Genomic DNA, 19701 nt, shown 5'->3' with positions numbered 1-19701 from the left:
CTCAGGCCTCCACCGGGGTCTTGGCGGCGGCGGTGTCCAGGATGCCGGGGAGGGCGGCGACGAACTCGCCCGCTTCCTCCTCGGTGAGGATCAGCGGCGGGGCGAGTCTGACGGTGTCGGGCTGGACGTTGTTGACCAGGAAGCCCTTGGCCGCCGCGGCGGTCGCGACCGCGCCGGAGATCGGAGCCGTCAGCGCTACCCCGAGCAGGAGGCCGCTACCGCGCACGGCCGCGACTAGAGGGTGGTCGAGCTGCTCGATGCCCGCGGCGAGGTCCTTACCTAGAGCGGAAACGTGCTCCAGGATCCCGTCTGCGGCGATGGTGCGTAGGACCGCGAGACCAGCTGCGGCGCAGACAGCGTTACCGCCGAAGGTGGTGCCGTGGTGACCGGCGGCGAACAAGTCCGCAGCGGGGCCGACGGCGACGCACGCGCCGAGGGGCAGACCGCCACCGAGGCCCTTGGCCAGGGTGAAGATGTCCGGGGTGATGCCCGCCTGCTGGAACGCGAACCAGCTGCCGAGGCGACCGATGCCGGTCTGCACCTCGTCGAGGATGAGCAGGGCGCCCGCGGCGCTGGTGATCTCCCTGGCCGCCTGGAGGTAGCCGTCGGGGGCCGGGACCACGCCGCCCTCGCCCAGGACCGGCTCCAGGATCACGGCGGCGGTGTCGGCGTCGACGGCGGCGCGCAGGGCGGCGACGTCACCGAAGGGGATGTGCTCGACCCCGGGGACCAGCGGCTGGAACGGGTCGCGCTTGGCAGGCTGGCCGGTGAGGGTCAGCGAGCCCATCGTGCGGCCGTGGAAGGCGCCGGTGGTGGCGATGACCTTGGGCCTGCCGGTGAGCCGGGTCAGCTTGAACGCGGTCTCGTTGGCCTCGGCGCCGGAGTTGCAGAACAGGACCTTGGCGCCGCCGGTGAGGCCCGCGACGTCGAGCAGCGCCTCGGCGAGCTCGACCGCGACCGGGTTCACGTAGAGGTTGGAGGTGTGCGCGATGGTGGCGACCTGCGCGGTGACCGCGGCGACGACGGCCGGGTGGGCGTGGCCGAGCACGTTGGTGGCGATACCGCCGACGAGGTCGAGGTAGCGGTTGCCGTCGGCGTCCCACACGTGGGACCCCTCACCGCGCACGAGCGCGATCCCGGGCGTGCCGTAGTTGTCCATCAGCGCGGACTTCCACCGCGTCTGACCGTCCAGGTTGGACCCGACCATGACTACTCCCCCTCGTCCGGCAGCACCATCGTGCCGACGCCACCGCTGGTGAACACTTCGAGCAGAACCGAGTGCGCGAGCCTGCCGTCGATGACGTGCGCGCGCGGGACGCCGCCGGTGACCGCGCGCAGGCAGGCCTCCATCTTGGGCACCATGCCGCTTTCCAGGTCCGGCAGCAGCGTGGCCAGCTCGCCCGCGCGGATCTCGTGCAGCAGGGACGAGCGGTCCGGCCAGTTCGCGTAGAGGCCTTCGACGTCCGTCAGGACTACCAGCTTCTCCGCGCGCAACGCGATCGCTAGCGCGGCGGCAGCGGTGTCAGCGTTGACGTTGTGGGTAACCCCATCGCGGTCGGCAGCCACTGTGGACACTACCGGGATGCGGCCAGCGCCAACGATGTCGAGCACGGCGGCGGGGTCAACGGCGACAACATCGCCGACCAGTCCGAGGTCGACCTCTTCGCCATCTATGAACGCGGTGCGGCGCTCGGCGGTGAACAACCGGGCGTCCTCACCGGAGATGCCGACGGCGTAAGGGCCGTGCTGGTTGAGCAGGCTCACCAGTTCCCGGCTGACCTGCCCGGTGAGGACCATGCGGACGACGTCCATCGCGGCCGGGGTGGTGACCCGCAGGCCCGCGCGGAACTCGCTGGGGATGCCCATCGCGGTGAGCATGGCGCCGATCTGCGGTCCGCCGCCGTGCACCACGACCGGTCGCAGGCCCGCGAGCCGCAGGAACACCATGTCCTCGGCGAACGCGCGCTTGAGGTCGTCGTCGACCATGGCGTTGCCGCCGTACTTGACCACGACCAGCGCGCCGTGCAGGCGGCGCAGCCAGGGCAGCGCCTCGATGAGGACGCCCGCTTTGTCGGCCGGGGTGGTGGTCATGACGAGTAGGCGCTGTTCTCTTCGACGTAGGCGTGCGAGAGGTCGGTGGTGAGGACGGTGCCGGTGCCGTCGCCCGCGTGCAGGTCGATCTCGACGAGGATGTCGCGGCCGGACAGGTCGGCCTCGTGGCGTTCCCGGTCGCGCCTGCCCGCGCGGCAGACCGATACGCCGTTGAGCACGATGTCGAGGTTGGTCGAGTCGAACGCGGTGGGCGCGTTGCCGACGGCCATCGCGATGCGGCCCCAGTTGGGGTCGCTGGCGAAGAACGCGGTCTTGCACAGGTTGTCGACCGCGACGGCGCGCGCGGCGGCGACCGCCTCGGCGTCGGACGCGGCGCCGCGCACGGTGATGGTCACGTGCTTGGTCACGCCCTCGGCGTCGGCCTGCAGCTGGGCGACCAGGTCCGCGCAGACGGCGGTGAGCGCCTCGGTGAACGCGGCCGGGGCGACCTCGACGCCGGAAGCGCCGGAGACCAGCAGGAGCACCGTGTCGTTGGTGGACGTGCCGCCGTCGACGTCGAGGCGGTTGAAGGTCGTGTCCACGGCGGCGTGCAGGGCGGCGTCGACGGCCGCGGCGTCGAGCACGGCGTCGCTGGTGATGACGCTGAGCATCGTGGCCATGTTCGGCGCGCACATCCCGGCGCCCTTGGCGAACCCGCCGACCGTCCAGCCGTCGGGGTGGGTCAGCGCGGTCTGCTTCGCGACGGTGTCGGTGGTCATGACGCCCGTGGCGGCGGCGAGACCCGCCTGCGCGCCGGTGCCGAGTTCCTTGGCGGCGAGGTCGACACCGGAGCGCACGGCGTCCATCGGCAGGCGCTCGCCGATGAGGCCGGTGGAGCACACGGCCACGTCGATGGCGCCGACCCCGAGCACGTCGGCGACCTTCTCGGCGGTGGCGTGGGTGTCCTGGAAGCCCTCGGGGCCGGTGCAGGCGTTGGCGCCACCGGAGTTGAGGACGACGGCCTTGAGGGAGCCGGAGGTGAGGACCTGGCTCGACCACAGCACGGGCGCGGCCTTGACCTTGTTGCGGGTGAACACGCCGGCGGCAGCGGTGGACGGGCCGTCGTTGACCACGAGGGTCAGGTCGGGCTTGCCGTTGGACTTGATCCCGGCGACGACCCCGGCCGCCCGGAAGCCCGCGGCGGTGGCGACTCCGTGCTCCCGGTTGATGTTCCCGCTCACGGTGCGACCCCCACGGTGGACAGGCCCGCCGTCTCCGGGAGGCCGAGTGCGATGTTCATGGACTGCACGGCGGCGCCCGCCGTGCCCTTGGTCAGGTTGTCGATAGCGGCGACCACGACGAGCCGCCGCAGGTCTTCGTCAACGGTGACCTGGAGCTGGACAGCGTTAGAGCCGAGAACGGCGGCCGTCGTGGGCCACTGGTCTTGCGGCAAGAGGTGCACGAACGGCTCGTTGGCGTAGGCGCGCTCGTAGATCTCTCTTACGTTGCCTTCTCCGACGATCGGTGCGGTGCAGGTCGCGAGGATGCCTCGCGGGAGCGGCGCCAGGACCGGGGTGAACGAGACGTTGATCCTGCGTCCGGCGATGGCGCTGAGGTTCTGGATGATCTCGGGCGTGTGCCGGTGGGTGCCACCTACGCCGTAGGCGCTAAGCGAGCCCATGACTTCGGAGCCCAAGAGGTTCGTCTTGAGGCTCTTACCCGCGCCGGAGGTACCGGAGACCGCGACGACTACGACCTCGTCGGCGATAAGACCGTGCTCGACGGCGGGGGCCAGCGCGAGCGAACTGACCGTGGGATAGCACCCGGGGACGGCAACGCGCTTGGTCCCCTTGAGCTTCTCGCGACCGTTGGGGAGCTCGGGCAACCCGTACGGCCAGTGCCCGGCATGCGGCGAGCCGTACCAGCGCTCCCAGTCCGCCGCGTCGGTCAGCCGGTGGTCCGCCCCGCAGTCGATCACCACGGTGTCCGGCCCGAGTTGCGCGGCGACGGCAGCCGAGTGACCGTGCGGGAGAGCGAGGAACACGACATCGTGCCCGGCGAGCGTCTCCGCGGACGTCTCAGCGAGCACCCGGTCGGCCAACGGCAACAGGTGCGGCTGGAGCTGCCCCAGCCGAGCACCCGCGTTGCCGCCCGCGGTGAGCGCCCCGATCTCGACCCCGGGGTGGCTGAGCAGCAACCGGAGGACCTCGCCCCCGGCGTACCCACTCGCCCCCGCCACCGCCACCCGCACCGTCATGTGGATGAGTATGCACGCCCGTGCAAAACCACTCAACGCCGTTTCCCCGATCGTGAACGGCACCACAGGGCTCTTGACGCGGTTCGGGGTCGATGGTGGCGCCGACTGGGACGCGCTCCGGAAATCACTCGAACCGGTGACGGAGTTATCCACAGGAGACGGTCCCCGGGTGCTTGTGGAAGATCGCGCGCGGCCCTGACCTGGTAGAATGGCACCGGGGCCGCCCCCCGGAGAGGGTGGGGGCCGGGCTGGTGGTTGCCTGCGCGCGCGAGACCGGTGGCGGTGGGGGGACCTGGTCGCGGTAGGGGAAACGAGCCGCGGTGGGGGTGCCGCGGGGCGGTAGGGCTAGGTGCGGAGTGTGGGGGTTACGGGCGAGGTAGGGCTCCCGCGGGGTGGCTGGACTGGATGACTGTGTGGGGGTTGGGGGCGTGAGGCCGCCGGCGGGGCCGGGTGGCGAGCGGGAGGTCGGGGGTCAACACCCGCGACCAGACAGCGGCGCGGGCTGTGGGGTCAACGGCGCTGCGATACGTCGGCAGGACTGGATGGCGGCGCGGGTTGTGGGGTCAAGGGCGCGGGTGGGGAACCACGGAGTGGCGCGGGAGTGGGCAGTGAGACCCACGCGGAGCGGGGGCTAGGGCGGCAGAGGTCGCGGGTACCGAGGGCTGCCGCTGGCGGGTAGAGCGTGAGATCGGTGGAGGTGCCGGGGTTAGAGGGGTGGGAGGTCCAAGTGGTCGCGGAGGGTGTGGGTTTCGTAGTGGGTTCGGTAGATGCCTCGGTCTTGGAGTTGGGGGACTAAGAGGTCGACGACGTCGGTGATGGTGGCGGGGACGTTGTAGGGGGAGATGTTGAAGCCGTCTACGGCGCGGGTGGTGATGTAGTGGGTCCATTGGTCGGCGATTTGGGTGGGGGTGCCGATGAAGGTGTGTTCTCGGGGGTGGACGGCGAGGACCAGTTCGCGGATGGAGAGGTTCTTGTCGGCGGCCAGTTGGCGCCATTCGCGGATGCGGTCGTGTTTGCCGGTGCGGTGGGCGATGGAGAGGGTGCCTCGGGACGGGTCCAGCTCGCCCTCGGCGGGGTCGATGTCGGGGAGGGGGCCGTCGGGGTCGTAGGCGGAGAGGTCTTTGCCCCAGTACTGCTCCAGGTAGCCGATGGCGCGTTGGGGGTTGATCTGCTCGCGGCGGAGCCAGTCGGCGCGGTCGGCGGCCTCGGCGGCGGTGGCGCCCAGGACGACGGTGGCGCCGGGCAGGATGCGCAGCGAGTCGGGGGAACGGCCGTGGGCGGCGAGGCGGCGGCGCAGGTCGGTGGCGTAGGCGACAGCCTTCTCGTACTCGGTGTTGGCCGAGAACACGACGTCGGCGTGGCGGGCGGCGAGGTCGCGGCCGCCGGGTGAGTCGCCTGCCTGGAACAGGACCGGGCGGCTCTGCCTGCTGCGGGGCAACGTGGGCACGACGGTGAGGTCCACCAGGTCGGTGTGGCGTTCCACGGCGCGGATCGAGCCGGGTGCGGACCACGCCGCCGCGGTCGGGTCCGGGGCGATCGCGTCGTCGGACCACGAGGACCAGATGGCCTTGGCCGCCTCGACGAACTCGGTCGCGCGCTCGTAGCGGCGGTCGTGCTCGAGCCAGCCGCCGCGGCGGAAGTTGGCGCCCGTCCAGGCGTTGTCCGTGGTGACGATGTTCCAGCCCGCGCGGCCGTCGGAGAGCAGGTCCAGTGTGGACAGCCTGCGGGCCAGGTCGGCGGGGAAGTTGTAGGTGGTGTTCTGGGTGGCCACCAGGCCGATGTGGGTGGTGGCCCCGGCGAGGGCGGCGAGCTGGGTCAGCGCGTCCGGCCGACCGGCGACGTCGGTGGCCAGGACCCGGCCCCGGTTCTCCCGCACCCGCAGCCCCTCCCCCAGGAAGAACGCGTCGAACAGGCCGCGCTCCAGGGTGCGGGCGATCTCGACGAAGGTGTCGATGGTGGTGTGGTCGGCGTTGCCGGGGTCCTGCCACACGTACTGCTGGCCGACGCCGGTGTAGAAGACGCCGAGGTGCAAACGCGGCTGGCTCACTGGGGCACTCCCTCGCATCGGGCTGGACCGGCTAGTGGGTCTCGAACTGGTTGGCTGGCCTGGCCAGCCCGAGGCTCGACCGCAGCGTGTCCCCGCGCGCGGGGACGTCGAGCGACGGGAGCACCCGGTCGACGAGGACCGGGAGGTCGACCGCCAGCACGGCCGGGTGCAAGCGGACGCCGTCGAAGGTCCCGGCCAGGTCCGCGAGCAGGGCCACCAGGCCGTCCACGGAACCGGTGAAGCGGGTGCGGCGGGAGTTCCACGGCGTGGCGCGGTTCAGGTCCGCGAGCCGGGCCGCGGCGGGCTTGTGCGCGTCGAGCACGACCTCCAGTTCCGCGAACACCAGCCGGGCACCCGCGGCTCGGGCGGCTGCGACGTCGGCCTTGGCGTCGAGCAGCGTGATGTCGGCGCCGACGTCGAGACCGCCCGCGGCGAGGACGACCGGTTGGCCCTGCGGCGGGCGGGGCGTGATCAGCGGGCCCTTGACGGTGAACGACGAGCCGGTGAAGTCGACGTGGTGGACCTTGTCGGGGTCGAGGTAGCGGCCGGTGGCGACGTCCTTGATGACCGCGTCGTCCTCCCACGAGTCCCACAGCGCGCGCACGGCGGCCACGACCTCGGCGGTCTCCCCCGGCGGCCCGTCCGTGCCGACGGTGGCGAGTTCGGCGGGACCGGAGCCCTCGACGACCCAGGCCGCGCGGCCGCGGGTGGCGTGGTCGAGGCTGGCGATCTGCGCGGCCAGGTGGAACGGCTCGGTCGTCGCGGTCGGCACCGACGGCGCCAGACCGATGTACCGGGTCGTGGTGCTCACGAACGCGGCCCGACCTACCGCCTCCAGACGGCCTGCCACGTCAACACCGGTGCTGGGCGGAACCGGGGAGTCCGCGAACGTCGCGAGGGTGAACCCGCCTTCGTCAGCTAGGGCTACCGCCTCACGCAACACGTTGGGGCTAAGCACAGAGCCGGGTGCTGCCCCGCTCGCGCGCCACGCGGCCGGATGTGCGCCCGCGCCATCGAGTTCGACCGCCAAGAACAACGACATGTTCCCTCCCAGTGCTCAAAACCGAGGCTAGAAGGCGCGGTCAGGGCCACCCAGCATGTGAGACGTCGCGCGCTGACGGGAATAAGAGCGTGTCTTGAACACCTGCTGTGTTTGGATTTCCCGGCCGGTCGAGTGTGCGAGGAGCGGGTGTGAGCGCTGACGAGTCTTTGCTGGACAACGCCGTGTGGGCGTCGCTGACCGGGGGCCACGCGCACCTGGCCGAGCGGCGGGGCGGTGCCGCGCGGTACCCCGTGGACGTGGCCCCGTTCCTCGGCGCCGACGCGACGGCCGGTCCCGGGGTGTGGGCGGACATCGCCGGGTTGGCCGGGGCGGGCAACGAGGTGCTGGTGTCGCCGGGGTTGCCGCAGCCGCAGGAGGCGTGGGAGACCACGCTGGACATCGCGGGGGTGCAGCTCGTCGACGACCACCTTCGGCCGCGCGTGGACCCGGAGGCGATCCAGCTGACCCAGGCGGACGTGCCGGAGATGATCGACCTGGTGACGCGCACGCAGCCCGGACCGTTCCTGCCCAGGACAATTCTGTTGGGCAACTACGTCGGTTTCCGCCACGAGGGCGCGTTGGTGGCGATGGCCGGTGAACGGCTGCACCCGCCGGGGTGGACGGAGATCAGCGCGGTGTGCACCGATCCCGCCTTCCGAGGGCAGGGGCTGGCGACGCGGTTGGTGCTAACTGTCGCGGCGGGGATCCGCGCGCGGGGTGAGACGCCCTTCCTCCACACCGGCGCGGCGAACACCAACGCGATCCGGCTCTACGAGACGCTCGGGTTCCGGTTGCGGCGCCACGTCAGGTTTACCGCGGTGCGCGTGCCGGTAACGCAGCCGGCGTAACGCAGTGCAACCGGCGTAACGCGAAAAGGCCCTGGCTCCTCTGGGAACCAGGGCCTCCGCGTGTCGTCAGCTGTTGTTGATCGGCAGCCCTGGCGGGTTCACCTCGGACTTCTTGAGCGCCTCGTTCTGCAGGCCGTAGGCGGCGAGGAGCTTCTCGTACTGGCCGTTCTCGATGAGGTAGTTGATCGCCTCGGCGAGCGGCACGGCGAGACCGCTGTCCTTCTTGGTGGTGGCCGCGATCAGCCCCTGGAGCGTGGCGCCCGCGCCCGAGTAGCTGCCCGCGCTGCGGGTCGGCGTGGGCGTCGACGCGGTCTTGGCGACGTGGTAGGCGACCGTGGGGTTCGGGTAGAAGTAGGCGTCGATGCGCTTGGACGACAGGGCCAGGTAGGTGCTGTTGGTGTCGGCGAAGTTGCGGACCTCCAGCGTCTTGCCCTCGGCCTGCAGCTTGTTGCGCCACTCCAGCAGGATCTTCTCCTGGTTGGTGCCGGTGTTCACCGCGACGGTCTTACCGGCCAGGCTCTGGTAGTTGCCGTCGAAGTTCCACGGGTCGTCCTTGTTCACCTCGAACCCGAGGTCGTCCTTGCGGTAAGAGGCGAACTCCAGCCCCTGGGTCTTGCGCTCCTCGGTGACGGTGATGTTGGAGAAGCCCGCGTCGAACTGGCCGGACTTGAGCCGCACGAACAGGTTCTGCCACGACGCGTTCTGCACGTCCGGGGTCAGGCCGAACACCGCGGCGACGAGGCGGCCGAGGTCGGGCTCGCTGCCGGTGAGGGTCTTCTGGTCCGAGCCGATGAGGTCGAGCGGCGGGGTGCTGTTGGGCAGGCCGCCGACGCCGATGATGAGGGTGCCGCGGTCGACGATCGCCTTGGGCAGCTTCGCCCGGATCGCCTCCACCTTCGGCACGGTGAGCTGGATCGGCGTGGTGAAGTCGGTGTTGCCCGCGACGGTGACGACGGTGTTGCCGCTGGCGTCGACGGCGGCGTTGGCGGGCGGGGTGGACGACGAGCCGCAGGCGCTCAGGCTCGCCAGGGCGACAACGGCGGTAGCCGCGGTCAGCGATAAGCGGACGGATCTCGGGTAAGAGCGCATGGCTGTCCTTCTCTTCGTTTCTTTCACCGTGGTGGAAAACCTGTCCGGCACGACAGGGTCAGACGAGCTTGCCGAGGAACTCCCGGGTGCGGTCGTGCTCGGGCGCGACGAGGACCTGGCTGGGTGGGCCCTGTTCGACGATGCGGCCCGCGTCGATGAACACGACGTGGTCGGCGACCTCGCGGGCGAAGCCGATCTCGTGGGTGACCACGATCATCGTGGTGCCCGCCGCCGCGAGGTCCCGGATGACGGTGAGCACCTCACCCACCAGCTCGGGGTCGAGCGCGGAGGTCGGCTCGTCGAACAGGATCAGCTCCGGCTCGAGCGCCAGCGCCCGCGCGATGGCGACCCGCTGCTGCTGGCCGCCGGAGAGCTGCCGGGGGTAGGCGTCGAACTTGTCGGCCAGCCCCACCTTGGCCAGCAACTCCTTGGCCTGCTTGATGGCCTGCTGCTTGGGCACGCGCTGGGTGACCACGGGCGCCTCGATGATGTTCTCCACCACCGACAGGTGCGGGAACAGGTTGAGGCTCTGGAACACGAACCCGATCCGGGACCGTTGCCGCAAGATGGCGCGTTCGCTCAACTCGCGCAGCCTGCCCTTGTGCAACCGGACGCCGATGAGTTCACCTCGGACGGTCACGTAACCGCTGTCCAACGGCTCCAGGTGGTTGATCGCCCGGAGCAGGGTGGACTTACCGGAGCCGGACGGCCCGATGATCGCGGTGACCTGGCCCGCCTGGGCGGTGAAGTCGACTTCGTCTAAGACCCTGTTGGTGCCGTAGGTCTTGACCGCGCCTCTTACCTTGACTGCCACAGTCATCGTGCCACCCCCGTAGTGCGCAGACGGGACCTCAAGCGCTGGAACGGGGTGGGCGGCACGGTCCGCAGTGCGCCGCGGGAGAAATACCGCTCCAGGTAGTACTGGACGACCGACAGGAGGCTGGTGAGGACGATGTACCAGATGGTGCCGACCATGAGCAGCGGGATGATCTGACCGCTGTTGATGCTGGCCTGGCTCTGCACGACGCCGAACAGCTCCAGCAGCGAGGTGATGTAAACGACCGAGGTTCCCTTGAGCAACCCGATGAGCTGGTTGGCGTAAGCGGGAATGATCGCCCTAGTGGCTTGTGGCAGGATGATCCTGCGGTATTGCCGACCCTTCGGAAGGCCCAGCGCGGACGCCGCTTCCAGTTGGCTCTGGTCGACGGAGATGATGCCGGAACGCACGATCTCCGCGGCGTAAGCGGCTTCGTTGAGGCTGAGACCGAGCACGGCCACCATGTAGAAGCTGAGCAGGTCGTTGGCGCTGAACTCCACAAACGACGGACCGAACGGGATTCCGAGGCTGAGGGTCGCGTAGAGGGCGGTGATGTTCGCCAGGAACAGCAGCAGCACGATCAGCGGGATCGACCGGAACAGCCAGATGTAGGCCCACGCCACCGATTGCAGCACCGGGTTGCGCGAGAGCCGCATCAGCGCGAGCAAGATCCCGCCGAGAAGTCCGAAAACCGCTGACAAGCCGGTCAACTGCAGGGTCAGCAAGAGCCCCTCGACAACCACCGGACGGGTGAACCAGTAGCCGAAAGCGTCCCACTGGAAGGCATCGTTGGTGGTCAGCGCGTGCGCGGCCTGCGCGAGCAGCACCACGACGACCAGGCTCGCCGCCCACCGCCACGGATGGCGCAACGGCACGACCTTGCGCGACTGCAGTTTGTCGATGAGGTCATCGGTGGTTTCTTCCACCGGTTTCGGTAACTCGGATTCCCTTGCGGGCTTCGGCGGGGAGGAGGAGGTCACGGGGGCTCCACGGATTGGTGCGTGGTGGACGCGGCAGATGCTAGGACGACCTGGGCCGTCGGGAAGCGGTGTTCAGCATGTGAGAGCCATGATCGTCTCGTGGACAACCCCGGCGGGAATCCGGAAACTGACTGGAAACGTGGGCGTGGTCCATAGTGGAGGAAATGCGCCACCGGGAACGAGAGGTGAGCAGTCGTGACCGTTTCCCCGCGGCGCACCGCCGATGTCGTCGTCATCGGTGGCGGCGGTGTCGGTTCCGCTGCGGCGTGGCGGTTGGCGGCGCGCGGAACGGATGTGGTGCTCCTGGAACGGTTCACCGCTGGTCACGTGTTCGGGGCCTCGCACGGTGCCTCGCGCATTTTCCGGGTGACGTACTCCGAACCCGATTACGTCGAGTTGGCGCGGCGCGCGCACCGGCTCTGGCTTGAACTCGAATCGCTCACCGGCAAAGAACTGTTGGAGATCACCGGCGGGATCGATCACGGTCAGGTGCCGCTGACGGCGTTGGCCGACGCGGTCGCCCGAGCGGGGAGCCCCGGGTCGTTCGTGCCGGTCGGGGAAGCGACCGAGCGGTGGCCGGGGATCAGGTTCGACGGCACCGTGTTCTTCCACCCGGTCAGCGGGACGCTCGACGCGGACGCCGCCGTGGCGGCGTTGCAGTCGGCCGCGGCCTCGGCGGGCGCGCAGATCCGCCACGAGTCACCGGTCAAACGCTTGCGGGTGCGCAATGACCTGGTGGAGGTGGACACCGACGACGGGACGGTGGTCGCGCGGGCGGCGGTCGTGACGGTTGGCGCGTGGTCAGCGAAGCTCTTGGACGCAGTGCTCACCCTCCCACCGCTGCGGGTCACGCAGGAGCAGCCCGCGTACTTCGCTGGCGCGACAACGGGTTGGCCCTCGTTCGTGCACCACATAGAGGACCCGTATCCCAGCGGCGTGTACGGGTTGGCCACACCGGGACACGGGATCAAGGCGGGGTTCCACGGCGTTGGCCCTGTCGTCGACCCTGACAACCGCGACTTCTTACCCGAACCCGGGCAGTTAGCGGCGTTGCAGGACTACGCGCGGACATGGCTACCTGGCGTCGATCCCGACACCTTCACCCCGATCAGTTGCACGTACACGAGCACAACGAACTCGGACTTCATCCTCGATCGGGTAGGCCCCGTGGTGGTGGGTGCCGGGTTCTCCGGGCACGGCTTCAAGTTCCTGCCCGCGGTGGGCGAGGTCCTGGCCGACCTGGCCACCACCGGCAAGCGCCCGGCGGCCCGGTTCGCGCTCTGAAAGCCCTGCTCACCGGGGGTCGTTGTCGGTGGGAGGCGATAGTGTTCGGGTATGTACGTGTCGCGGGTCCGGTTGGTGAACGTCCGGGGGTTCCACGGTGGCCGGACGGTCGACCTGGACTTGCGCAGGCCCGACAACACCTACGCCGGGTGGACGGTGTTGGCCGGGCGCAACGGGTCCGGGAAGACGTCGTTGCTGCGCGGCATCGCGTTGGCGGTGGGCGGACCGGCGGCGGCGCGGACGCTGGTGGCGGACTTCGACAACTGGATCTCCGTCGGCGAGACCCACGCGACGGCGGCCGTGCAGCTGACGTTCGACCTGAACTTCGAGCGGTTCAAGAAGGGGCGGCCGCCCGAGCGGCCGTTCTGGGCGGGGTTGCGGTGGACGGCGGCGGACGCGGAGGACACCGCGTGGGCCAGGCGGCCGGTGCAGCCGTCGTTGGAGGAGCACAGCGAGGACGGGCGGGCCAAGACCGCGCCGCGCAACGGGCCGTGGCACGACAACCCGTCCGGGTGGTTCTGCGCGGCCTACGGGCCGTTCCGGCGGTTGGTCGGCGGCACCGGCGACGTGCAGCGGCTGATGCTGGGCGCGGGCAGCGTGGCGCGGATGGCCAGCCTGTTCCACGAGGACGCCTCGCTGGCCGAGGGCGTCGCGTGGCTGATCGAGCAGCACCTGCGGGCGCTGGAGCGGCGCGAGGGTGCCCGCTACCTCAAGGAGTCCGCGCTGCGCATCCTCGGCGACGGCCTGCTGCCCGACGACTACCGGATCAGCGAGGTCGACTCCGAGGGCCTGTGGATCTCCGACGGCGGGCACCGGTTCCCGCTGCGGGAGATGAGCGACGGCTACCGGACCGTGGTCGCGCTGGTGGTCGACCTGCTCAAGCAGCTCTACGAGAGCTACGGCGACCTGCGGCTCGACAGCGACGGCACGGTCGTCGGGGTGCCCGGCGTGGTGATCATCGACGAGATCGACGCGCACCTGCACGTGTCCTGGCAGAAGCGGATCGGCGAGTGGCTCAAGGCGCACTTCCCGCAGATCCAGTTCATCGTCACCACGCACAGCCCCTACATCTGCCAGTCCGCCGACCCGGCCGGGTTGATCCGGTTGCCCGGCCCGGACGAGGACGTCAGCCCGCAGACCGTCGACGGCGACCTGTGGGAGCGGATCGTCTACGGAACCGGCGACGACGCGGTGCTCTCGGACCTGTTCGGGTTGGACACCGCGTACTCGAAGCGGGCGATCACGCTGCGGCACCTGCTGGTGGAGCTGGAGCTCAAGGTGCTCGACGGGGTGGCCGACGAGGCCGAGCGGGACCGCTACCGGGCGCTGAAGCAGACCTTGACGAGCTCGCCGTCGGCCAGGGTGACAGAGGTGGCCGCGCGGCTGATCGCCGGTGACGAGCAGCGATGATCCGCTTGGAGCGGCCGCCGCTGCCCGAGGAGCTGGCGGAGTCGTTGCAGCGCGCCACAGACGGGGTAAGAGCCGTCCCGCGCAAGGAGCAGTCCGGGAAGGCGCGGACCCTCTGGCGCGCACGAGCGCAGTTGCGCCAGTCGCTCGGTGCCCGATTACGCGAGTTCGCCCCCGGTCGCGAACGCTGCATGTACTGCGGCGACAACCAGGGCACCGACATCGACCACTTCTCCCCGGTAGCGCTAACTCCCCTGCTGGCCTTCGCGTGGCATAACCACCTGTTGGCGTGCTCGGTCTGCAACAGCCACCACAAGCGCGACCAGTTCCCCCGCGACGCCCGGGGCAAGCCGCTGCTGTTGGACCCGACCGTCGACGACCCGTTCGAGCACTTAGCCCTGTCGCTGACGTTAGGTCGATACCGGCCTCTTACCGAGCGCGGCGAGGTGACGGAACAGGTGTGCGGGCTCAACCGGGACATCCTGACCCGCGGTCGGCAACAAGCCCGCATCACCCTCGGGTTCCTGTTCGAGCGCTGGGAGACCGCGGAGCGCGTCGACGACGGCGAGACGATGCGGCGGGTCATCCGCACGGTCCGCGAGCAGCCGTTCGCCGACGTCGTCCAGGCGATGGTCCGCTACAGCACCCGGCCGGGCGCGGAGGAGATCTTCTCCGACCAACCCGAGGTGCTGGCTGTGTTGCTACGGCCGAGACTGCGCGAGCAGTTGACGACGCGTTAGAGCTTCCTGGCCAAGGTGACGCCATCGCGGACAGGCAGCATGGTGACGGCCACGCGCGGGTCAGCGGCTACATGGGTGTTCACCTCGCGGATGGCGGCGGTGATCTCGTCAGTAGCGGCGGGGTCGGCTACGCGGCCCCCCTGGAGGACGTTGTCTAGAACGATCAGGCCGCCGGGGCGCACGCGCGGGACGAGCTCCTCGTAGTACGACACGTAGCCCTTCTTGTCCGCGTCGATGAAGGCGAAGTCGACGACCGGGTCGGTGGGCAACGCGCGCAGGGTCTCGACGGCGGGGGCGATGCGCAGGTCGACGCGGTCGGCGACCCCGGCCCGGTCCCAGTAGCGGCGGGCGATCTTGGTCCACTCCTCGCTGACGTCGCAGGCCAGCAACCGGCCGTCGGTGGGCAGGCCCCTGGCGATGCACAGCGACGAGTAGCCGGTGAACACCCCGACCTCGACGGCGTAGCGGGCGCCGACCAGCCGGACCAGGGTGGTGAGCAGCTCGCCCTCGTCGTGGCTGATCTGCATGCGGGCGGCGTCGGGGAACTCGGCGGCGGTCTCGGCGGCCAGCTCGCGCAGCAGGTCATCGGGCTGGGTGGAGTGGGCCAGCAGGTAGTCGCTCAGGGCCGGGGAAACGATGTCCATGGCCGCCATCTAAGCCGAACGCGCTCGCGAGGTCACCGATAGTGGTCGAAGGCACTCACGATCGCGGCACGGTCGGCGCCGTTGGCCAGGAGCAGCTGCAGCAGCACCCGCGCCTTGGCCGGGTCGAGGAAGCCCGCGTGCACCAGACCCCGGTCGAGCAGGTCGCGCTCCGAGCCCGGGTAGCCGTAGGTGTGCCGTAGTACCGGCCCCGACCCGGTACGCGAAGCGAGCACCACCGGCACGCGCGCGGCGACCTCGGAGACCACCGGCACCATCGTGGCGGGCACGTGCCCCGCGCCGAGCCCGGCTAGAACGATGCCGTCGAAGGCAGGGCCACCTAGGCGAAGCAGCTCACCGTCATCGCCGAGCGCGACCGTCACCAGCGCGACCCGGAGGTCGGACACGCCGGGCGCGGCGGGCAGGTGCAGCGGGACCCGGGGTGTGCCGCGCAGCCGGGGCTCACCCTCGACGACCAGCCCCAGCGGGCCGAACCCGGGCGAGACGAACGCGGCGGTGCTGCTGGTGTGCCCCTTGCGGACGAACCGCGCGCCGTGCACCTCGTCGGACATGACCACCAGCGCACCGAGCCCCCGGGCGGCGTCGGACACCGCGACCCGGATCGCGGCGAAGAGGTTCGCGGGCCCGTCGGCACCGGCGGAAGTGGGGTGGCGCATCGCGCCGGTGACCACGACGGGGACGTCGGAGTCGATGGTGAGGTCCAGGAAGAGGGCGGTCTCCTCGATGGTGTCGGTCCCGTGCGTGACCACGACACCAGCGGCACCCGCGTCGATCTCCGCCTGAACGGTGCCCGCGAGCGCCACCAGGTCCCCGAACCCGATCGACGGACTCGGCAACGACCGCAACCCACACGCGGTGATCTCCAGACCCAACTCCGCCAACCCCGGCACCGCCGCGACGAGGTCACTGGCGTCCAACGCCGGAACCACCCCACCGCCCGCGCCAGGAGCCATGGCGATGGTGCCACCCATGCCGATCACCGCTACCCGCGTCACGGACCCTCCACCAAGCTCACTGGGCGGCAGACCCGAGCGTCTGCGCGCAGGCCATGGTGATGGTCGCACCCAACGCGGTCTTTTCCACGGTTGTGTGCGTCACGATCAGCCCAGCAGGTCGAGCATCAGCTCCCAGGGCGCGGTGGGTTTGTCGTCGGCGATGACGCAGCCTGCGGAGCGGAGGGTGTTGAGGTGTGGGGTGAACATCGGGTGGGCGCGTTGGGCGGGGTTGGCCTGGGGGCGGATGACGACGAGCAGGCCCGGGGTGCCCATGGCCTCGGCCAGGGCGGTGAGGGCCTGGTTGTCCTGGATGCCGAGCGCGAGTTTGGCCAGGGAGTTCGCGGTCGCCGGGACGAACAGGAACGCGTCCGGTACTGGGTAGGGCTTGGGTTCGCTGGGCAGCCGCGCGTGGGTGCGGACCGGCAGCGGGGTAAGGGCCTGCAGACGCGCGGTCTCCCCTGCCTCGGCCATCCACCGGCCCGCCGTGGGGGTGAAGGTGATCGCCAGGTCCCAGCCCCTGGCCGCGGCGGGCTCGGCCAGTTCGCGGCGCAGGCGCTGCTCCAGACCACCGCCCGCGGCCGCGACCAGACCCAGGATCACCGGCGGAGCAGGGCGCAGAACATGGCGTCGGTGCCGTGGCGGTGCGGCCACAGCTGGACGTGCGGGCCGTCGCCGAGGCCTGGCATGTCCTCGGGGAAGCAGGTCCGCGCGTCGAGGACGGTCGCCCCGGTGGCGCGGGCGACCGACGAGACGACGCCCTCGGTCTCTGACAGGTGCGGTGAGCAGACGACGTAGGCGACGACGCCGCCCGGGCGGACCAGGTCGAGCGCGCTGGTGAGCAGTTCGCGCTGGATCTTGGTGAGGTCGCCGACGTCCTCGGGCATGCGGCGCCAGCGGGCCTCGGGCCTGCGGCGCAGCGCGCCGAGACCGGTGCACGGGGCGTCGACCAGGACGCGGTCGAAGGTGCCCTCCAGGCCGGGTTCGCGGCCGTCGGCGACGTGCACGGTGACCGGCAGGCCCTGGGTGATCTGCTCGACGAGCTTGGCCCGGTGCGGCGCGACCTCGACCGCGTCCAGGGTGCCGCCGTTGATCACGGCCAGCGCGCCGAGCATCGCGGCCTTGCCGCCGGGGCCCGCGCACAGGTCGAGCCAGCGGCTGTCGGCGCCCTCGACCGGGGCGCGGGTCAGGGCGAGCGCGCACAGCTGGCTGCCCTCGTCCTGCACGCCCGCGAGGCGTTCGCGGATCGCGTCGAGATCGCCCGGGTCGCCGGAGCCCGCTTCGAGCCGGACGCCGTAGGGCGAGTACGGGGCCGGGTCGCCGCCGGTCATGGCGGCCAGTTCCTCGGCGGTGACCTCGCCCGGCCGCGCGGCCAGGTGCACCTCGGGACGCTGGTCGTCGGCCGCGAGCGCGTCGGCGAGTTCGTCGCCGGTGGAGCCGAGCGCGTCGGCGAAGGCGCGGGCGATCCAGCGCGGGTGGCTGGTGTGCGCGGCGAGGTGCCCGATCGGGTCCTCGTCGCGCGCGGGGGCGATGACCTCGAGCCAGCCCGCCTCGTCGCGGTCGGTGACCTTGCGCAGCACCGCGTTGGCGAACCCGGTGACCCGGGGGCCGAGGTCGGCCCGCACCAGGTCCACAGTGGACGCGACGGCGGCGTGCGCGGGGATCCTGGTGCGCAGCAACTGGTAGGTGCCCAGCCGCAGCGCGTCGAGCAGCACCGGCTCGACCTTGTTCAGCGGGCGGTCGACGCACTCGGCGAGGACCTCGTCGAGCAGACCCCACGCGCGGCAGGTGCCGTAGGCGAGTTCGGTGGCCAACGCGGCGTCGCGGCCCGTGATCTTGCGTTGGCGCAGGAGCTTCGGCAGCACGAGGTTCGCGTAAGCGTCGTCGTTGCGCACCGCGCGCAGGACGTCGAGCGCCGCGCGGCGGGCCGGGTCGTCGATCGGTGGGCGCTCCGGCGTCGCGGGCCTGCGCGGCGGGTGCGCGCGGCTCGGTCGTGACGGTCGGTGCGCTCGCTTGCCTGGCTGGGTCATCCCACTCGCTCCCCGGGCTCGATCCTGGTGCCGCGGGCCCAGTCGGTGGCCTGCATGCGTTTCTTGCCCTGGGCCTGGACCTCGCCGAGGCGCACCGGCCAACTGGCGGTGCCGACGAGGACCCGCTTGCGCTCGACGAGCAGCTCGCCGGGGGCCAGGGCGGTGTCGGACTCGGCCCGGGTGACCGGACCGAGCTTGAGGCGTTCGCCCCGGAAGTCGGTCCAGGCGCCCGGATCGGGGGTGACCGCGCGGATCAACCGGTCGACGGCGAGCCCGGGGTGGCCGAAGTCCACCCTGGCGTCGTCGACGGTGATCTTGGCAGCGTGGCTGACGCCGTCGGCCGACTGGTCGACAGCGGACAGCACGCCGTCCGCGATCCCGTCCACAGTGGACGCGAGGAGCCCGGCGCCGGAGTCGGCGAGCCGGTCGAGCAGCACGCCCGCGGTGTCGTCGGGGCGGATCGGCTCGGTGACGACACCGAAGACCGGACCCGCGTCCAACTCGCGGACGATGCGGAACGTGCTGGCACCGGTGATCTCGTCACCGTGCCGGATCGCGGCCTGCACCGGGGCGGCACCGCGCCACGCGGGCAGGACGGAGAAGTGCAGGTTCACCCACCCGTGCGGCGGGATGTCCAGCGCGGCCTGGCGCAGCAGCGCGCCGTAGGCGACGACCGGGCACAGGTCGGGGCCGATCTCGCGCAGCCGCCGCAGGAACTCGGGGTCGGACGCCTTGTGCGGGGTGAGCACCTCGATGCCGTGCTCGTCGGCGAGCGCCCCGACCGGGGAGCGCGAGGTGCGCTGCCCGCGCCCGGCGGGGGCGTCGGGGCGGGTGACGACGGCGGCGACCTCGTGCCGGGACGCGATCAGCGCCCGCAGCGACGGCAGCGCCACCTCAGGTGTCCCGGCGAACACCAGGCGCATCAGCGGGCCCCGAACAGCGGGTGCGGGCTCTGCTTGAGCGTGGGCACGGCGCCGTCGAACCACTCGGCCTGCCGGATCTCGCCCATCGCCCGCTTGCGGGTCTCGTCGTCGAGCCGGTCGAGGAACAGCACGCCATCCAGGTGGTCGGTCTCGTGCTGGATGCAGCGGGCCAGCAGGTCGCTGCCCTCGACCTCGATGGGCTCGCCGTGCATGTTGAAGCCGCGCGCCACAACGTTGCGCAGCCGCTGGCAGTCCCAGGAGAAGCCGGGGATGGACAGGCAGCCCTCCGGTCCTACCTGGACCTCTTCGTCGAGCGCGGTCCAGACCGGGTTGACCAGGTGACCCTCGGCGCCGTCGCAGGCGTAGGTGAACACCCGCAGCCCGACGCCCAGCTGGGGCGCGGCCAGACCGGCGCCGCCCTCGTCCCGCATGGTGTCCCACAGGTCGCGCACCAGGTTGCGCAACTCCCGGTCGAAGTCGACGACCTCGGCGGCCGGGGTGCGCAGCACGGGGTCGCCGAATAGCCGGATCTGCTGGACGGTCACACGTCTC

Annotated in this window: 19 protein-coding genes; 4 read left to right on the top strand and 15 right to left on the bottom strand. The window is 71.0% G+C overall.

What is annotated here, in order from left to right:
- Position 1 precedes the first annotated feature (1 nt).
- The 6 genes from LV79_RS27695 to LV79_RS27670 form a co-directional block, all read right to left on the bottom strand.
- The gene (locus LV79_RS27695) at positions 2-1207 is read right to left on the bottom strand and encodes an acetylornithine transaminase (protein ID WP_253841164.1); all 1206 of its coding nucleotides are present in this window, start codon (positions 1205-1207) and stop codon (positions 2-4) included.
- 2 nt (positions 1208-1209) lie between these two features.
- The gene (gene argB / locus LV79_RS27690) at positions 1210-2091 is read right to left on the bottom strand and encodes an acetylglutamate kinase (RefSeq protein ID WP_253841163.1); all 882 of its coding nucleotides are present in this window, start codon (positions 2089-2091) and stop codon (positions 1210-1212) included.
- A complete protein-coding gene (argJ, locus tag LV79_RS27685) occupies positions 2088-3272 on the bottom strand; it encodes a bifunctional glutamate N-acetyltransferase/amino-acid acetyltransferase ArgJ (protein ID WP_253841162.1) in 1185 nt (394 codons plus the stop codon). The genes argB and argJ overlap by 4 nt, the downstream gene beginning before the upstream one ends.
- Positions 3269-4288: an N-acetyl-gamma-glutamyl-phosphate reductase gene (argC, locus tag LV79_RS27680; RefSeq protein ID WP_253841161.1), complete on the bottom strand. Its 1020-nt coding sequence runs from the start codon at positions 4286-4288 to the stop codon at positions 3269-3271. Before argC ends, argJ begins: the two co-directional genes overlap by 4 nt.
- Before the next feature lie 706 nt (positions 4289-4994).
- Entirely contained in the window at positions 4995-6335 is a 1341-nt protein-coding gene (locus tag LV79_RS27675) for an NtaA/DmoA family FMN-dependent monooxygenase (protein ID WP_253841160.1), read from the bottom strand.
- 31 nt (positions 6336-6366) lie between these two features.
- A complete protein-coding gene (locus LV79_RS27670; protein ID WP_253841159.1) occupies positions 6367-7377 on the bottom strand; it encodes an LLM class flavin-dependent oxidoreductase in 1011 nt (336 codons plus the stop codon).
- Positions 7378-7526: 149 nt separating this feature from the next.
- On the opposite strand from LV79_RS27670, the gene LV79_RS27665 reads away from it, so the two are divergent.
- A complete protein-coding gene (locus LV79_RS27665) occupies positions 7527-8225 on the top strand; it encodes a GNAT family N-acetyltransferase (protein WP_253841158.1) in 699 nt (232 codons plus the stop codon).
- 66 nt (positions 8226-8291) lie between these two features.
- Here the strand turns inward: LV79_RS27665 and LV79_RS27660 are convergent, their stop codons facing one another.
- Genes LV79_RS27660 through LV79_RS27650 form a run of 3 tightly spaced genes read right to left on the bottom strand, consistent with a single transcriptional unit; the run spans position 8292 to position 11111 of the window.
- Positions 8292-9314: a transporter substrate-binding domain-containing protein gene (locus LV79_RS27660; protein ID WP_253841157.1), complete on the bottom strand. Its 1023-nt coding sequence runs from the start codon at positions 9312-9314 to the stop codon at positions 8292-8294.
- Positions 9315-9372: 58 nt separating this feature from the next.
- The gene (locus LV79_RS27655; RefSeq protein ID WP_253841156.1) at positions 9373-10134 is read right to left on the bottom strand and encodes an amino acid ABC transporter ATP-binding protein; all 762 of its coding nucleotides are present in this window, start codon (positions 10132-10134) and stop codon (positions 9373-9375) included.
- A complete protein-coding gene (locus LV79_RS27650; RefSeq protein WP_372495478.1) occupies positions 10131-11111 on the bottom strand; it encodes an amino acid ABC transporter permease in 981 nt (326 codons plus the stop codon). Before LV79_RS27650 ends, LV79_RS27655 begins: the two co-directional genes overlap by 4 nt.
- Before the next feature lie 195 nt (positions 11112-11306).
- Here LV79_RS27650 and LV79_RS27645 point away from each other — a divergent pair, with 195 nt between their 5' ends.
- From LV79_RS27645 to LV79_RS27635, 3 genes are read left to right on the top strand one after another with little or no spacing between them, the layout of a single operon-like run.
- Positions 11307-12395: an FAD-dependent oxidoreductase gene (locus LV79_RS27645; RefSeq protein WP_253841155.1), complete on the top strand. Its 1089-nt coding sequence runs from the start codon at positions 11307-11309 to the stop codon at positions 12393-12395.
- Between the two features lie 51 nt (positions 12396-12446).
- A complete protein-coding gene (locus LV79_RS27640; protein ID WP_253841154.1) occupies positions 12447-13805 on the top strand; it encodes an AAA family ATPase in 1359 nt (452 codons plus the stop codon).
- On the top strand, positions 13802-14542 hold the full coding sequence (locus LV79_RS27635; RefSeq protein WP_253841153.1) for an HNH endonuclease family protein: 741 nt from the start codon (positions 13802-13804) through the stop codon (positions 14540-14542). The genes LV79_RS27640 and LV79_RS27635 overlap by 4 nt, the downstream gene beginning before the upstream one ends.
- Here LV79_RS27635 and LV79_RS27630 read toward each other — a convergent pair.
- The 6 genes from LV79_RS27630 to def all read right to left on the bottom strand — a co-directional run bounded on the left by LV79_RS27630 (position 14539) and on the right by def (position 19694).
- A complete protein-coding gene (locus LV79_RS27630) occupies positions 14539-15186 on the bottom strand; it encodes an O-methyltransferase (protein ID WP_253841152.1) in 648 nt (215 codons plus the stop codon). The genes LV79_RS27635 and LV79_RS27630 overlap by 4 nt on opposite strands.
- Positions 15187-15218: 32 nt before the next feature.
- A complete protein-coding gene (locus LV79_RS27625; RefSeq protein WP_253841151.1) occupies positions 15219-16199 on the bottom strand; it encodes an asparaginase in 981 nt (326 codons plus the stop codon).
- Positions 16200-16304: 105 nt separating this feature from the next.
- Positions 16305-16799: a flavoprotein gene (locus LV79_RS27620; RefSeq protein WP_253841150.1), complete on the bottom strand. Its 495-nt coding sequence runs from the start codon at positions 16797-16799 to the stop codon at positions 16305-16307.
- Entirely contained in the window at positions 16796-18226 is a 1431-nt protein-coding gene (locus LV79_RS27615) for an RsmB/NOP family class I SAM-dependent RNA methyltransferase (RefSeq protein WP_253841149.1), read from the bottom strand. Before LV79_RS27615 ends, LV79_RS27620 begins: the two co-directional genes overlap by 4 nt.
- Positions 18223-19149 carry a methionyl-tRNA formyltransferase gene (gene fmt / locus LV79_RS27610; RefSeq protein ID WP_253841148.1) on the bottom strand — a complete coding sequence of 309 codons (927 nt, stop codon included), beginning with the start codon at positions 19147-19149 and terminating at the stop codon, positions 18223-18225. The genes LV79_RS27615 and fmt overlap by 4 nt, the downstream gene beginning before the upstream one ends.
- On the bottom strand, positions 19149-19694 hold the full coding sequence (gene def / locus LV79_RS27605) for a peptide deformylase (RefSeq protein WP_253841147.1): 546 nt from the start codon (positions 19692-19694) through the stop codon (positions 19149-19151). The genes fmt and def overlap by 1 nt, the downstream gene beginning before the upstream one ends.
- Between the last annotated feature and the right edge of the window lie 7 nt (positions 19695-19701).

This window comes from Actinokineospora globicatena (assembly GCF_024171945.1).
GTDB classification, from domain to species: domain Bacteria; phylum Actinomycetota; class Actinomycetes; order Mycobacteriales; family Pseudonocardiaceae; genus Actinokineospora; species Actinokineospora globicatena.
The sequence above is the reverse complement of the archived record's forward strand: the minus strand, read 5'-3'. Positions and strand labels throughout refer to the sequence as shown.

What these genes read in the sequence shown, in the direction of transcription:
- LV79_RS27695 (WP_253841164.1), bottom strand. Translation starts at nt 1,207, where the DNA reads ATGGTCGGGTCCAACCTGGACGGTCAGACGCGGTGGAAGTCCGCGCTG.
- argB (WP_253841163.1), bottom strand. Translation starts at nt 2,091, where the DNA reads ATGACCACCACCCCGGCCGACAAAGCGGGCGTCCTCATCGAGGCGCTG.
- argC (WP_253841161.1), bottom strand. Translation starts at nt 4,288, where the DNA reads ATGACGGTGCGGGTGGCGGTGGCGGGGGCGAGTGGGTACGCCGGGGGC.
- LV79_RS27670 (WP_253841159.1), bottom strand. Translation starts at nt 7,377, where the DNA reads ATGTCGTTGTTCTTGGCGGTCGAACTCGATGGCGCGGGCGCACATCCG.
- LV79_RS27660 (WP_253841157.1), bottom strand. Translation starts at nt 9,314, where the DNA reads ATGCGCTCTTACCCGAGATCCGTCCGCTTATCGCTGACCGCGGCTACC.
- LV79_RS27655 (WP_253841156.1), bottom strand. Translation starts at nt 10,134, where the DNA reads ATGACTGTGGCAGTCAAGGTAAGAGGCGCGGTCAAGACCTACGGCACC.
- LV79_RS27640 (WP_253841154.1), top strand. Translation starts at nt 12,447, where the DNA reads ATGTACGTGTCGCGGGTCCGGTTGGTGAACGTCCGGGGGTTCCACGGT.
- LV79_RS27635 (WP_253841153.1), top strand. Translation starts at nt 13,802, where the DNA reads ATGATCCGCTTGGAGCGGCCGCCGCTGCCCGAGGAGCTGGCGGAGTCG.
- LV79_RS27630 (WP_253841152.1), bottom strand. Translation starts at nt 15,186, where the DNA reads ATGGACATCGTTTCCCCGGCCCTGAGCGACTACCTGCTGGCCCACTCC.
- LV79_RS27615 (WP_253841149.1), bottom strand. Translation starts at nt 18,226, where the DNA reads ATGACCCAGCCAGGCAAGCGAGCGCACCGACCGTCACGACCGAGCCGC.
- fmt (WP_253841148.1), bottom strand. Translation starts at nt 19,149, where the DNA reads ATGCGCCTGGTGTTCGCCGGGACACCTGAGGTGGCGCTGCCGTCGCTG.